Consider the following 14,208-nt stretch of genomic DNA (forward strand, 5'->3'; position numbering starts at 1 on the left):
GGATTACCCGCAATTTATTGAGCTGCTGGAATATACGCAGGCATTCTGGAATGTCAACGCAGAATCTCGCCAAAAATATTAGAAATACGAGTGGTGAGATCTATGTTACATAAGATCAACTTTCAAAGAACGCTCCGGTGCCGGAGTGATTCGCGCTATGGTTGCGCAAACAGATTTATACCTACGATCTAATTGTTACGCCCAAATACCTATTCCGCTGCGTTTAAACGCCCATTCTACGATTGGTTTAAGGATCGATAAACCTTCGCCAGCCAACAATAGGGCAACGCGATTTGTGCATGTTCCATACAAGTGCTAGGGGAGGATTGGGCGCTCAATATGGAATGACTGTGACAATCTCGCGATCATTATCATCCAATGAATTAAACCGCATACGTGCGGGGGGCATAAAATGCGCATTCCAAAGTTCGCCTGGATATATTCCGTCGTAACGAGAGTTACGGCCCTTGGATTACTGCCGATACTTGTGCTGGGTGGGGCACTGTTTTCCCTCTCCCAAATGAATAGTCAAAATGATGAGTTTCAGAAAAACACGCAGACCTACAATCAGCTGATGCAAAACGCTCAGGCGATCAGTGCTGCAGTTGATCGTATGCGCGCAATTGGGGGAGAGTTTTTGCTCCACCCAAAAGCAGAGGCCGCTGATATTGCTGCAGAGGCCCGCGAGCGCGTTGTTGTATTGGTTGAAGAAACACGCGAGCTGAACGTTTCGGGCATCGAAGATGAGCTCTACGACAATCTGGAAGGCTATGCCTACGGGTTCTCTGAGACATTCGGCGCCGTTGTAGAAGCGACGTTGGAGCGTGGCACCAACTCTGACGGAGGCCTCATTTCAGTCCTCCAGGGTGCAAGCTCCACAATGCAGCTGGAAATCAACAAGGCACGCCGTCAGTTGAACGTCAGCAAAGATACACACCGTGTTGCAGGCTTACTGAAAGACCTTCAGGCCATGGAATGGACCATTGGCGTTGATGGCTACGAAATTGAAAAGAGCACTTTCAAGAGCCGTATTGAGCAGTTTGGCATGGTTATCCAAACCGCGAAGATGCCAGAAGAAACATCTGCCAAGGTCAATGAACTCTGGGCCACTTACACGGAAACACTGGACGAAATCGAAACCCTGAATGCGGACATTCAGGAGGAAATGGTCTTCGCGCTGGAACAGCTGGATGAGATGATCCCTGCAGCGCAGCAGCTCAATGATTTCGGTGTTGCGGGAGAGCAAGAAGCAACAGCGCTGCACCATGAAGCTTCAGCTGCCAGCATGCAGCGCTTTTTGTTGCAGGCCGGCGCAATGGGCGTCATCGGTCTGATGATCGCTGGTTACATCGCGTGGCGCATCTCTCGTCCGCTGGCTAATCTGCATCAGGCCATGAGCGTACTGGCAAAGGGTGATGTCTCAATCGATATCGAAGGCACCAATGGCCGCGATGAGTTTGCCAAGATGGCAAAGATCCTCGAAGTGTTCCGTGCCAATGCCATTGAGCGCAATCAGCTCAACGATGAGCGGGATGAAGACAACAACCGTCGTCAGGAGCGTGAGCAAAAAGTGGCCATGCTGGTGCGTGAGTTTGAACGAGCAGCAACAGCCGCGGGCGACGGTTTCAACTCAGCAATCCAGTCACTGCACGAAGCTTCATTTGCATTGAACGTCACCGTAGAAAGCGTCTCCGACAAAGCTGGTAAGGCTGGAGAAGCCGTCAGCCACGCCTCTTCCTCTGTTGCAACGGTGGCATCCGCCAGTGAGGAAATGTCTCTCTCCATTAAGGAAGTGGCTTCCGAAGCTGTAAATTCCAAAGACGTTGCGGATGAAGTTGGCAGTCTTGTCATCAACACCTCCAAGACAATTCAGGAACTCGCAGAGTCCGCATCTCGCATTGGCCAGGTCGTCAACCTCATTAAGGACATTGCCGACCAGACCAACCTCCTTGCGCTCAACGCGACCATTGAAGCGGCTCGTGCAGGTGAGATGGGCAAAGGCTTCGCAGTTGTAGCATCTGAGGTGAAGCATCTGGCCAACCAGACCACCACAGCGACTGAGGAAATCTCTCAACAGATCCATGCAATTCAGCAGGTTTCTACAGATGCGGTTGGTTCCATTGAAAAGGTAACCAGCATGATGGAAAAGCTGTCCACCAGCTCTTCTGCCGTAGCCGCAGCCGTGGAACAGCAATCTGTAACCGTGGGTGAAATTGCCCGCTCAGTCACAGACGCCTCTGATCAATCCCGCATTGGCGAGTCTGAAATGATTGAGGTTGCCAATACCATTGAAAACTCCACCAAGACGGCAGAGGACATCAACAATCAGGCAGACAGCATCTCTGAAGAGGCTGATCAGTTCAACCGCTCGATCAAAGCCTTCCTTGAGGATGTTCAGGCTGCCTAAGCCTCTTAAAATTTACAATTATTTCAACGCAGTGGGCTCGCTCACTGCGTTTTTTATTGTGTGGGCGAGGTCAACTGTGAGTTATCTGCGGCATAGAGGCCGCAGGGCTTGCCCAAGGGAAAGCTTCTTTATAAGGTCCGGCAATCCTCAAACGAGGATCAAGCGGGAGAGTTGCCGGAGTGGTCGAACGGGGCGGTCTCGAAAACCGTTGAGCACGCAAGTGTTCCGAGGGTTCGAATCCCTCACTCTCCGCCATTGTGTTTATTAACTATCTGATTTTTATGAGTTATTTTGATTGGTGTGATTGCTGATCCCCCAATTGATCCCCCACTGCAAAAGCTGTGTATGAGTTAAGTGACGCACTCTCAAAGGGCGCACTGCTTCCTCTGGAACGTCATCGCCAGAATGAAAACTTAGGCTCTTCATTGATCCTAAGTGTGCTTGTTGGCATCTCATGAAAACTCTGTGCTCTACGGCAATTCGCTCTTTCTGCGAGGGCGCTGCGGTCTTACACTCCCGCCAGCCCATTCATATTCAGGAAATCTCCATGTCAGTTGCGCGTGTTTCGCAAGATCAGATCAACAAGGCCGCTTGGGGTGCTTGTGACACCTTCCGTGGTGTGGTCGATCCATCCATTTACAAGGACTACGTCCTGACCATGTTGTTCCTCAAGTACATCTCGGATGTCTGGCAGGATCATTATGATGGGTTCAAACAGCAATATGGCAACGAGCCTGAGCTGATTGCGGAGATGATGAAGAACGAGGTCTTTGTGCTGCCGGAAGGAGCAAGCTTCGGTTCCCTTTATGACAAGCGTCATCAACCCGGCAACGGCGAGCGCATTGATGTGGCGCTCACTGCCATTGAAGAGGCCAACGGTGCCAAGCTGCGCGATGTGTTCCAGGGTATCTCGTTCAACTCCAACAACCTGGGAGATGAGCAGCAGAAGAATGACATTCTGCGCCATGTGCTGGAGGACTTTGCCAGGGATGAGATGAACCTGCGCCCAAGCCGTGTGGGCAATCTGGACGTTATTGGCGGGGCCTATGAATACCTGATCTCCCGTTTTGCGGCGACCGCTGGCAAAAAGGCCGGAGAGTTTTATACCCCAGCGGAGGTCTCCGAGTTGATGGCGGAGCTGGTCACCCCGCAAGAGGGCGATGAGATTTGTGATCCCACCTGTGGCTCCGGCTCCCTGCTGATGAAGTGCGGACGCCAGATCAGCGCGAGGACCGGCAAAAAGACCTACGCCCTGTTTGGTCAGGAGGCCATTGGCTCCACCTGGGCGCTTGCCAAGATGAACATGTTCCTGCACGGCGAGACCAATCACCAGATTGAATGGGGCGATACCATCCGCAACCCCAAGCTCCGCACTCGTGAGGATGCCCTGCGCAAGTTTGACGTGGTGGTCGCCAATCCGCCGTTCAGCCTCGATAAATGGGGCATAGAACAGGCCGAAAAAGACGCCTTCGGTCGCTTCAGCCGAGGTTTGCCCCCAAAAACCAAGGGCGATTATGCCTTTATCTCCCACATGGTGGAGACATTGAAGGATGACACGGGCCGCATGGCGGTGGTTGTGCCCCATGGTGTGCTGTTCCGTGGCTCCAGCGAAGGCAAAATCCGCAAGGCTCTGATTGAAGAAAACCTGCTGGACGCTGTCATTGGCCTGCCGGAAAAACTGTTCTTCGGCACCGGTATTCCAGCAGCTATTCTAATCTTCAAAAAGGGCAAGGGGGATAACTCTGTGCTGTTTATTGATGCCTCCCGCGAATACGTGGAGGGCACCAACCAGAACCAGCTCAACGAGACCCATATCGCCAAGATCGTCAAGACCTACACGGCACGGCAGACTGCAGAGAAATACGCCTATGTGGCAGGGCTGGACGAGGTGAAGGAAAACGACTTCAACCTCAACATCCCGCGTTATGTGGACACCTTTGAGGAAGAAGAAGAGATCGACCTCATGGCCGTGCGTGCCGAGCGCGAACAGCTGAAGGCAGAGATGACCGAGCTGGAAGCCAAAATGGACGCCTACCTGAAGGAGCTGGGTTATGGTTCCTGAGGGGTGGACGGAGACAAGGCTTGGTGAAATTGTAATTCATAGAAAAGGCTATGCCTTTGACTCAAAGGACTATGACCAAGCTGGCCGTAGGATCATTCGCATTTCAGATACCACTAGGGACGGCATTGGTAATGAACGAGTGGTTTGTGTCCCACACGAAGTTGCAAAAGATCTTGAGACCTATGCGTTAGACACAGGCGATGTCTTATTATCTACCGTAGGTTCTAGGCCTCATCTCCTTGACTCAATGGTCGGTAAGGTCGTTCGCGTCCCTGAAGGCGTAAAAGGTGCATTGTTGAACCAAAACCTGGTTCGGCTTGACCCGATTTCACGTGATATTAATAGAGAGCACTTGTTTGCAGTCCTCAAAGACAAGCGATTTATCTATTACATCTCCACTCTGGTGAGAGGGAATGCCAATCAAGTCTCCATTACTCTTGCCGAACTGTTCCAATACAAGTTCAGCCTCCCCCCCCTCCCAGAGCAAAAGAAGATCGCGGAGATACTGGGGACGTGGGATCGGGCCATTGAGGTTGCCGAGAAGCAACTTAAGAACGCTGAAGCCCAAAAACGCGCCCTCATGCAACACCTACTCGCCGGCACCCACCGCCTCAAGGGCTTCGAGGACAGTGAGTGGAAGACCGTGAAGCTAGGGGATGTGTGCGAGTTCCTTGATGGGATGCGAAAGCCTATAAAGGCTGCTGATCGCGCGACGATGCAAGGACAAAACCCCTATTACGGTGCAACCGGAATCATTGATTGGGTAGATGCATTCATATTTGATGAGCCATTGTTGCTTCTAGGAGAAGACGGCGAAAATATTCTATCTCGCAATCTTCCTCATGTGTTTCGGATCGAAGGCAAATCATGGGTAAATAATCATGCACACGTTTTGCGCCCAAAATCTGAAGTCTCACATGCTTTTGTGTGCGAGTTCCTCGAGAGTCTTGATTATCGAAAGTATAACTCCGGCTCGGCTCAGCCGAAGTTAAATAAAAAAGTGTGTGAGAGCATACCTGTATTACTGCCCTGTTTTGAAGAGCAGAAGGCAATCGGCGCCATTCTAGAGATCTCTGATCAACAAGTGCATAACTGCAAAGCAAAACTAAACCACCTCCGCACCGAAAAACGTGCCCTCATGCAGCAGTTGTTGACGGGCAAGAAGCGGGTGAAGGTGGAAGAGGCGGCTTGAGCCTTTGACTGTGTGAGTGGGTCCTGTTGGCAGTCTCTGGTCCTTTTCATGCGTGCGGGGCAGTCGTTTTGTCCGGGAGTGTTTCGCTCTGGGTCCCGGATATGCGCTGCGCTTTTCCGGGATGACGGCGGTGGAGACGGCAAATCTGCCCCGCCATGGCAGCGGTGTGGCAGGTGAACACCTTGCCCCATCGCCTCAGCATCTTAACGTTACACTTAGCGATAACCGTGCCTCCCTCTTTGCTGTGCTTAGCGATCACCGCATCTCCCTCTCTGCCGTCATCCCTGACTTGATCAGAGACCCAGAGCACCTTGCCCCTTCGTCTCTGGTTCTCCTGGTGAATGCGGTGATGCTGCAATAGCAGCGCAAGCGACAAGAGCACCGCGTGGCTTGCCAAGCAGTGTGGTGATTATGATCTCCCGAAGAACGGGATGGGCAAGGGCACAGGCAATACCTGCGCTACTTGTTAAAAAATGTTTCTTCGGCATTGGCTGGTGCCTTGCCCGGGCGTTTTTGCAGGAGGCTAAAGCCAAGGTCCAAAAGACACTTGGAAGAGCTAAGACTGTTGGAAAGCCTCAGTTCTCAGTGCTGGCGCCCTTTGGTTTGACCGGACATCCGCTATCCCTCAACACTGTTGGCGAAAGGGGAACCTCCACGGACCTGCCAGATGATGCGTTACTTCATCCGGTAGCCCCGCCCTGCCCACGCCGCACTGACGGTCGGTCCGCCAGCTGCCCGAATGCGTGAACATGTACTTAGTATGCGGCAGCTTGTACGCGGCGGGGATAAGTTTTTGTGTCTGCATACAAACGCGCAGGTCATCAAAGCTGTGCGTGTGCTTATTTCATGTTACAACTCAAGCAATTGATTTGCCTGATTTGGGACCAACATGAACCAGATGCCGCCGCTTTCTTCCCGCCCGGACACCCGTGAAGATGCGTCCTCCAAGATCCCGGCGCTTGCGCTGATGATGAATATGGGCTGGACCTATATCAGCCCCGAGGTGTGTACGCGCCGTCGTGGTTTGCTTCGTGCTGTTCTGCTGGAAGATACAATTGCAAAGCATCTGGAGGCTTATCGAACGGCAGAGGGATATGCTCTGAGTGCCAGCGCTAAGGCTCAGGTTCTTAAAGCACTGAAGAACCTCGGCATCAACGAGGGCCTGCTTGCTGCAAACGAGACGCTCTACAAGCATCTGCTTTACGGCGTCACGGTCAGCGAAGTGCGTGAGGGTAAAAAACTCAGCCTCACGGTTCCACTGGTAAACTGGGAGAATGTGGCAGCAAACACGTTTGAAGTCGCCACCGAGATGAGCGTAGAGCGAGAAGGGAGTAGCCAGACCTATCGCCCTGATATCGTCGGCTTCCTCAATGGCATTCCCGTTGCTGTGATTGAAGCTAAGCGCCCTGTTGGCTCCAAAGACGATAAGATGGTTGAGGAGGGCATCAGTCAGCACCTGCGCAACCAACAACAAGACGGTATTTTGTCCCTCTATGCTTACGCCCAGCTCCTGCTGTCCATTGCCGACACCGCTGGGCGCTACGGCACCACAAACACACCACTGAAATTCTGGAGTGCGTGGCGAGAGGACAAAATCAGCGATGAGCAAATCCATCGCGTTAAGAACCTGAAGCTGCCTGAAGATGCTTGCAGATCGCTCCTGAAGGATGCAGACGCAAAAGCAAGAGACCACTTCACCAAGCTGTGGTCGCAGGACGTGAGTGTCACAGAGCAGGACAGGCTCCTAATGGGGCTGCTTCAGCCAGAGCGACTACTGGACTTCCTGCGCTACTTCATTCTGTTTGACAAAAAAGCCGGAAAGATCGCTGCCAGATACCAGCAAGTCTTCGGCGTTAAAGCCATGCTGGAAACCGTTGGGGATAGGAAGCCTGAGGGAGGGCGAGAGGGCGGCGTCATCTGGCACACCACAGGCTCCGGCAAGTCCTACACCATGGTGCTGTTGTGCCGCGCCCTGCTGCTGAACCCTGAGACCGCCAACTGCCGTGTTATCGTCATCACCGACAGGACGGATCTGGAAAAGCAACTCTCCGCAACCTTCCTGTCTGGTGGGGCTTTCGGGTCTGCCGTCGCCGCCAAAAAAGACGGTGCCCGTGCGCGTGCCGGATCTGGTAAGGAACTGGCGCTGAAGATCGGTAAGGGCGATGAGCGTATCATGTTCACCCTGCTGCAAAAGTTCAACTCCGCCGCCAAACTGCCGGAATGCAAGAACGAGAGCGAAGACCTGATCGTGCTAGTGGATGAAGGCCACCGCAGTCAGGGCGGTGAGAACCACGAGCGCATGCGTCTGGCGCTACCCAATGCAGCCTATATTGCTTTCACAGGCACTCCGCTGCTCAAAGAAGACAAGACCCGCAACAAGTTCGGCAAAATCCTTCACGCTTATACCATGCAGCGGGCTGTTGAAGATGGTACGGTCACGCCTCTGCTTTATGAAGAACGGCGCCCTGAGGTGGACATCAATGATGCCGCTGTCGATAACCAGTTCGATGATATCACCGATGGCATGACAGACGCCCAGAAGGCTGACTTCAAGCGCAAGAACTCCAGCAAGGGCTTGGTTTATGGTTCTGAGCGCCGCATCGCTCTCATTGCACGCGACCTTTCCAAACACTTCTCCGATAACTTCAAGGATCTGGGGCTTAAGGCACAGCTTGCCACGGACAGTAAGCTCTCTGCGATCCGTTACAAGCGAGAACTGGACAGGATCGGAAAAGTCACCTCAGCCATTGTTATCTCGCCTCCAGACACGCGAGAAGGCCATGAAGATACTAATGCCGCCAACGCGCCGGAAGTACAGCGTTGGTGGAAGGAAAACGTGGGAGCGGATGCAGAGGCCTACGAAAATAGTGTGATTGAGGACTTCGGGACAGAAGGCGCTCCGCATGTGCTCATCGTTGTCGACAAGCTGCTGACAGGCTTTGATGAGCCTAAAAACGCGGTGCTTTATATCGACAAGAACATCAAGGAGCACAACCTACTTCAGGCTATCGCCCGTGTGAATCGTCTGCATGAGGACAAACAGTTCGGCTATCTGGTGGACTATCGTGGCATTCTGAAAGAGCTGGATACCTCTTTGCAGGACTATCAGGAGCTGGAAGCCAAGACTGTTCAAGGATATGACCCTGAGGATTTAGAGGGAACATACAGCCGCGTTGATGTGGAGTATAAGCGTCTGCCAGATTTGCATAGAAAGCTCTGGGCGATCTTCTCTGATGTAAAAAACAAGCACGACCGTGAGGCTTTCCGTCAAGTGCTTGTCCCTCGCATGGTGGCAGATGAGGTTGGTGTTTCCTATGACCAGTCCCAGAAAATCCGCGACGACTTTTATGAAGCACTCACCAGTTTTGGGATGTGCTTAAAGGTGGCCCTTTCAACCTCTTGGTTCTTCAAAGACCCAGCATTTCCAGATGCTAAGGTCGACAACTACAAGAAGGATTTGAAGTTCTTCACCGAGATCCGAGCGCAAGCCCGATTGGATGCTCAGGAGACCGTGGACTATTCAGCCTACGAAAAGCAAATTCGGGATCTGGTGGATCGGGAAGTTACAGGTGTCAAAGTTCATGACCCTGAAGGTATTCTCGACGTCAATAAGATGGGTGAAGTTCCTGAGGATGGCGACGACCCCAAAGACTGGACTGACGAGAGAGCACAGAACGAGGCTGATACGATCTCCAGCAGGCTCCGCAAAACCATTGAAGAAGACCTAGACGATGATCCGTATGCTCAGGCTGTCTTCTCCGAACTGCTGCGTAAAGCCATCGAAGAAGCGAAAGCAAGCTTTGAGCACCCGCATCTACAATATGATCTATTCAAAGATCTGGAGGATACAGTTAACCAAGGTGCTACACCGGACACTCCTGAGGCTATCAGAAGCAACAAGCATCAACGTGCCTACTACGGTATCTTCAGGATTGCTGTCGCAGACCATGGGCTGGAGGATCATGGTGAAGATCACTTCATCAATGAAGCAATGCACATAGACACTGTCGTGAATGAGGCCGTTGCTGCTAACACCTTGTCACAGGAAGCGATCTATCAGCAAATAAAGCAAAAGCTGCTGCCCCATTTCTTCAAGCAGTATGGCGGACTGGAAATGGCGAATACCCTCATAGATAAGATCATCGACAAAACCCGGAAAGGCGTTAGCCGCGATGACTTCCGATGATGCCCAGAATGTTCTTGTATATGGGGCTGAGCGCATTCCCTATTCGGTGCAGGCATCGAAGGGGAAGAAGCGGAAAGTAGCGATCCATGTTGAACCAGATGGCAAGGTGATTGTTGAAGCTCCACCAGAAGCTTCTCAGGCCTCAATAGAAGCTGCTGTTAAGCGGCGGGGGCGATGGGTCTACGAACATGTAAAAGACTCTCTGCGACGCCAAGAGCACGTTCTGGAGCGCAACTATGTGAGCGGTGAGGCTGTGTTCTATCTTGGGCGCAGATACAAACTTAAGGTGCTCGAAGTGCCGAAAGCGGACCGTAGCGTGAAACTGCGCGGTGGCTATATTGAAGTGAGGTCAGAAAACACGGACCCTCAGGTGATCAGAGGTCGCCTCCGGGGGTGGTACAAGGTTCGTGCTCAGACGTACCTTGGTAAAAGGCTGGAAGTTATTGGGGAACGTCTGCCTTGGATTGCCCAGCGTCCGCAATTTTATTTTATGGATACTGAGAAGCGATGGGGGGGATGTTCAGTGGATGGTACTGTTCAGCTTAACCCTTTCCTTGTGAAAGCTCCTCGGGATTGCATCGACTATGTGCTTCTTCATGAGCTATGTCACCACAAAGAGCACAATCACAGTCCTGCATTCTATGCGTTGCTGGATCGATACGATCCAAATTGGAAGGCGACCAAGCTTAAGTTAGACGATATGGCGGAACTGCTGCTGAATGAGTGATAGGTTTATGTTCTGACAAACGCGTCACAATGGCGTGCCTGAGGGGCACAGAATAGCCAGAGACTAGCGTCATGATGAAATCTCGGGGCAGGCGATAGCAAGGCTGTGCCCGGTTCCACTGGTCAATGTAGGTCTCCTGAAATTTCAGGAGACCTCCGTTCAGGTCTTTGAGCATCTTTTTAATGTCCACTAGAACGTTGTCATGACGTTTTCCGCAAAGGTCTGCGATTTCCTTGCTGGTCATGGTCACTTCGTCATTTCGTCCAGTGTCTAAGATCCGGGGCAGGTTCAAACCGGATTCCATGTCATTTCCTTTCTTGGGCGTTTTATTTTCTTGTTTTCTGCCAACACAATTTGAATCAAAGTATTCAGGCCGCTAGGTCATCTGGTGGGGCGCGTTTGAAAACTTGTGGGGTAACGGTTGTTTTTGCTGCGAAGCCTTCTGCTGCAGACAGCTTTTCCCAGAAAATGAGTTTTACCAATATTGCGTATGGGTACAGGAGGGAGGAATGCCGTCTAATAGGCCGGGCAGTTCTAGTATCGTTATTATTGATGAAATGTGCCAGAAAGTGAGAAAACTGGCCACTCAAGGCCATTCCATGTAATCAAAGTGCGCTGGGCTGCGCTATAGCGTCCCTCTCAGATTGCGCTCAAAAATTATGCAAATTCAGTTGGATTGCTGGTGCTGCTGAAAAAGTTCAGCAGTTTGCTTAAAGCCATCGCGATGCCCAGAGAGCACTGCATTAAAAACTAATGTGTTTTACGTCTTCGTAGTATCTGATTGAAATGAAGGTGCTAGATGGAAAACTGAGCAAATGTAGAGATGATGCGATCAATTCGCGTCGTCTATGCAAAGAGGTATACTTCCAGTTTAAGACTGAACTCCATTTTGCTAATATTGCAAATAGGGAAGGGAGTTAGTCATGGTCAGAAGGAGGTCTGGATGCCCCGCAATAGTCATTACAGATGAAACGTGTCTAAAGGTGCGCCAGTTGGCAGCACAAGGCCTTTCTGAACGTCAAATTGCTGACGTGTTGGGTTTCCATCAGACAACTCTCATCCGCAAAAAGAAACAACACAGTGCTTTTCTGAGTGCTATAGAGCAGGGTAAAGCCGAGGGGATTGCAAAAGTCAGCAATGCTTTGTTTCAAAAAGCTATGGACGGCAACGTTACTGCACAGATGTTCTTTTTGAAATCAAGAGATCCTGACAACTGGTCAGACCGCAAAGCACCTGAGGTAAGCACAGAGCTGGAAATGCTCTCTGAGGCCCATTCGAAGCCTTCTGACATCGAGATCGCCCGCAGAATAGCTTTCCTGCTCCGAAAAGGTCTTACGCATTAGGCCGCGTGCTCAGGCGCTCCTTGCCGCTTTTCATAAATTGCCCTCAAATCGTTTAGGGTCACCAGCCAATATGCTGGGGTGCCTTGCTTCTGAAACAGATATGGTCTCTCAACCTCTGGCAGCCGCTGGATTATCGGCGCCCAGAATGAATCATTCTCAGGAACAGCATAACAATTATTGTTTTTCTTTGTTTTATGGAGGTCATTAGCGACCCTACTCTGGGGTCTGCTCAGACCTGTGTTGGGCTCCTCACAGACCCCAGCGGTACTTTGTGGAATCTCACATTGATATTCTTTGGTCCCCACCGCGTTGATAGTTCGAACAGGCCAAATAAAACCTTTATCTTTCAGCTTCTTAATGCACCGCTTCACAACTGAGAGGCTTGTGCCAGCCAGATTGGATAGTTTTGGCAGCGTGTAATGGGCACGTCCTGTTTTCGCATTAAAGGTGTCCGACAACACATTTGCAACGAGGCGCTCTGCTATTGTTAGCTCTGCATGTTTCATGACTTCTTTCCTCCATTGACGCATGTATTTTCGGTCATATGGATATACCTGTTGAGACATGTAGCCCCCAAACTTTGGATGCAGAAAACCTGCCGCGCACGTTGTAACGCGCGCGTTTCTTCTGCTTCAGGTTTTTGGTTAGTTAGTTCGGAGTTTGAGCTTTGCGTTTATTTTCGGCCCAGCTCATAATTTCACTCAACCGCCACCGGACAGATCGTCCAATGAGGCGGGTAGGGGGCGGAAAATCATCTTCAGATAGCAGTTTGTAAATTGTTGATCTGGACAGTCCTAGAACTGCTTCAACTTCAGGTCGCGCAAGATAGCGATCATGGAAATCAGACATCTGTCTCCCCTTCCAAGGTTGATTGGTTGAACTTTGATTTTAGGAAAGAAAGAAAATCTGGCTTGATCAGCTCAGCATGTTTAATTTACGTTACGTAAATTAAACAATCAAGGAAAACCTAGGAATGCCGCGAATTAGTTGGCAACTAGGCCTTTAGAGATTGTTTTGTAAGGTGAAATTGAAAGTACTTCGTGTGGACATGTTGACTGCGCTACTTAAATGCGATGACTTTTGCTCCACTTTGATGAACATGAGTGTTCCAACGTTCCATAAGGTCTCGCCGCTTCTCCAGTAGATCTGAACGAGCATAGGCAGCTTCTGCTTTATCCCTGATGGTATGTGCCAGTGCTTTCTCAACGACTTCTCGCGCTATGCTTGTGCGTTCCTGTGCCCATGTCCTGAACGTTGTTCTAAAACCGTGAACATGCACATCAAATCCAAGTTCTCTGACTAGTTTAGACATCGTCATATCAGAGAAAGGCTTGCCTGCTTTCGCACCCGGAAAGATGAACCCTGTGTCGCCGAACAACTCCTTGGCGTTCATCAATATCGCGACCATACGAGGTGTTAAGGGGATTTTATGCTCTTGTTTTGCCTTCATACGTGAAGCTGGTATTGTCCAGACCTTCTGCTTCAGATCTATTTCGTCCCATACCGCTAAGCGTACCTCACCACTTCTACAGGCAGATAGAACGGTCATTTCAAGAGCAAGCTTAACAGCTTGGCTTGCTGCGGATTGTTCCAGCACTGACATGAAATGCTGAACTTCCGTATAGGGGAGCGCTTTACGGTGTATTTTGGTTTTTTCTTGTTTAGGTAGTGCCTGAGCGATTGCATCTATAGGATTGTCTTTCCGCCAGCCCTTTGCGATGGCCCATTTTAAGACCATGCCGATACGTTGCTTGATGCGTCGTGCCGTTTCCGCCTTCTTCAACCAAATAGGCGAAAGGACAGCTAGAACATCAGCAGAACTGACTTCAGAGACCTTTAAGGTTCCGATTTTAGGGAAAACGTAGGTTTCCAGTGTACTGATAAATTGCTTGCCATGCTTTTCGTTTCGCCATGTAGGAAGGTTCACCTTGTGAACTTCCCGAGCAGCAGCTTCAAAAGTCAGGATTGCTTTTTGTTTCCTACGTGCGCCTAGCAGGTCTTCTCCCTTTAGTGCTTTGCGCTTGTTCTCATATGCTTGATCTCGTGCCTCTCCGAGTGTTGTTAAAGGATAAGACCCTAATCCAATTTCACACCGTTTACTGCGAACTGTAATGCGCTGTACCCATTGTTTTGCTCCGCTGGTTTTAACGAGAAGGTATAGGCCATTGCCGTCAAAATATTTGCCCGGCATCGTTGCATTTTTTTACGGCTAGCGCTGTCAACTGTTTACGCGGTTTACGAATGCTTCTCATACGGATTTCCTCGCCTCTGATCCCCCATTTGATCCCCCA

The 14,208-nt window shown here is 50.8% G+C and carries 11 protein-coding genes and 1 tRNA gene; 8 read left to right on the plus strand and 4 right to left on the minus strand.

The features are described from left to right. The first annotated feature begins 412 nt into the window (after positions 1-412). The 7 genes from PJE062_RS08970 to PJE062_RS09000 all read left to right on the plus strand — a co-directional run bounded on the left by PJE062_RS08970 (position 413) and on the right by PJE062_RS09000 (position 10,574). Entirely contained in the window at positions 413-2,407 is a 1,995-nt protein-coding gene (locus PJE062_RS08970) for a methyl-accepting chemotaxis protein (RefSeq protein ID WP_208982223.1), read from the plus strand. A 165-nt stretch (positions 2,408-2,572) separates the two neighbouring features. Continuing rightward, positions 2,573-2,662: transfer RNA gene (locus tag PJE062_RS08975), tRNA-Ser, on the plus strand. A gap of 292 nt (positions 2,663-2,954) precedes the next feature. Beyond that, positions 2,955-4,469, plus strand: a complete 1,515-nt coding sequence (locus tag PJE062_RS08980; protein WP_008548241.1) for a type I restriction-modification system subunit M — start codon at positions 2,955-2,957, stop codon at positions 4,467-4,469. Beyond that, the gene (locus tag PJE062_RS08985) at positions 4,459-5,661 is read left to right on the plus strand and encodes a restriction endonuclease subunit S (RefSeq protein WP_008548357.1); all 1,203 of its coding nucleotides are present in this window, start codon (positions 4,459-4,461) and stop codon (positions 5,659-5,661) included. Before PJE062_RS08980 ends, PJE062_RS08985 begins: the two co-directional genes overlap by 11 nt. A 130-nt stretch (positions 5,662-5,791) precedes the next feature. Next, positions 5,792-6,022 carry a hypothetical protein gene (locus PJE062_RS26340; RefSeq protein WP_008548624.1) on the plus strand — a complete coding sequence of 77 codons (231 nt, stop codon included), beginning with the start codon at positions 5,792-5,794 and terminating at the stop codon, positions 6,020-6,022. Positions 6,023-6,550: 528 nt separating this feature from the next. Beyond that, the gene (locus PJE062_RS08995) at positions 6,551-9,847 is read left to right on the plus strand and encodes a type I restriction endonuclease subunit R (RefSeq protein ID WP_008548708.1); all 3,297 of its coding nucleotides are present in this window, start codon (positions 6,551-6,553) and stop codon (positions 9,845-9,847) included. Next, positions 9,834-10,574 carry a M48 family metallopeptidase gene (locus PJE062_RS09000; RefSeq protein ID WP_008548348.1) on the plus strand — a complete coding sequence of 247 codons (741 nt, stop codon included), beginning with the start codon at positions 9,834-9,836 and terminating at the stop codon, positions 10,572-10,574. Before PJE062_RS08995 ends, PJE062_RS09000 begins: the two co-directional genes overlap by 14 nt. Here the strand turns inward: PJE062_RS09000 and PJE062_RS27070 are convergent. Next, positions 10,534-10,878, minus strand: coding sequence for a Rha family transcriptional regulator (locus tag PJE062_RS27070; RefSeq protein WP_083793230.1), 345 nt, complete (start codon positions 10,876-10,878; stop codon positions 10,534-10,536). The two genes, PJE062_RS09000 and PJE062_RS27070, sit on opposite strands and share 41 nt — an antisense overlap. 688 nt (positions 10,879-11,566) lie before the next feature. Between PJE062_RS27070 and PJE062_RS25775 the strand changes: the two genes are divergently transcribed. Next, positions 11,567-11,917, plus strand: a complete 351-nt coding sequence (locus tag PJE062_RS25775) for a hypothetical protein (RefSeq protein WP_008548564.1) — start codon at positions 11,567-11,569, stop codon at positions 11,915-11,917. Here the strand turns inward: PJE062_RS25775 and PJE062_RS09020 are convergent. The 3 genes from PJE062_RS09020 to PJE062_RS09025 all read right to left on the minus strand — a co-directional run bounded on the left by PJE062_RS09020 (position 11,914) and on the right by PJE062_RS09025 (position 14,108). After that, positions 11,914-12,483: a hypothetical protein gene (locus PJE062_RS09020; RefSeq protein ID WP_037036413.1), complete on the minus strand. Its 570-nt coding sequence runs from the start codon at positions 12,481-12,483 to the stop codon at positions 11,914-11,916. The genes PJE062_RS25775 and PJE062_RS09020 overlap by 4 nt on opposite strands. Before the next feature lie 82 nt (positions 12,484-12,565). Then, positions 12,566-12,766, minus strand: coding sequence for an AlpA family transcriptional regulator (locus PJE062_RS27075; protein WP_008548313.1), 201 nt, complete (start codon positions 12,764-12,766; stop codon positions 12,566-12,568). 211 nt (positions 12,767-12,977) lie between these two features. Further along, positions 12,978-14,108 carry a site-specific integrase gene (locus PJE062_RS09025; protein ID WP_008548707.1) on the minus strand — a complete coding sequence of 377 codons (1,131 nt, stop codon included), beginning with the start codon at positions 14,106-14,108 and terminating at the stop codon, positions 12,978-12,980. Between the last annotated feature and the right edge of the window lie 100 nt (positions 14,109-14,208).

It is taken from the genome of Pseudovibrio sp. JE062 (assembly GCF_000156235.1).
Lineage (GTDB): Bacteria > Pseudomonadota > Alphaproteobacteria > Rhizobiales > Stappiaceae > Pseudovibrio.

What these genes read in the sequence shown, in the direction of transcription:
- PJE062_RS09020 (WP_037036413.1), bottom strand. Translation starts at nt 12,483, where the DNA reads ATGTCTCAACAGGTATATCCATATGACCGAAAATACATGCGTCAATGG.
- PJE062_RS09000 (WP_008548348.1), top strand. Translation starts at nt 9,834, where the DNA reads ATGACTTCCGATGATGCCCAGAATGTTCTTGTATATGGGGCTGAGCGC.
- PJE062_RS08980 (WP_008548241.1), top strand. Translation starts at nt 2,955, where the DNA reads ATGTCAGTTGCGCGTGTTTCGCAAGATCAGATCAACAAGGCCGCTTGG.
- PJE062_RS09025 (WP_008548707.1), bottom strand. Translation starts at nt 14,108, where the DNA reads ATGCCGGGCAAATATTTTGACGGCAATGGCCTATACCTTCTCGTTAAA.
- PJE062_RS08985 (WP_008548357.1), top strand. Translation starts at nt 4,459, where the DNA reads ATGGTTCCTGAGGGGTGGACGGAGACAAGGCTTGGTGAAATTGTAATT.
- PJE062_RS08995 (WP_008548708.1), top strand. Translation starts at nt 6,551, where the DNA reads ATGAACCAGATGCCGCCGCTTTCTTCCCGCCCGGACACCCGTGAAGAT.
- PJE062_RS27070 (WP_083793230.1), bottom strand. Translation starts at nt 10,878, where the DNA reads ATGGAATCCGGTTTGAACCTGCCCCGGATCTTAGACACTGGACGAAAT.
- PJE062_RS27075 (WP_008548313.1), bottom strand. Translation starts at nt 12,766, where the DNA reads ATGTCTGATTTCCATGATCGCTATCTTGCGCGACCTGAAGTTGAAGCA.
- PJE062_RS08970 (WP_208982223.1), top strand. Translation starts at nt 413, where the DNA reads ATGCGCATTCCAAAGTTCGCCTGGATATATTCCGTCGTAACGAGAGTT.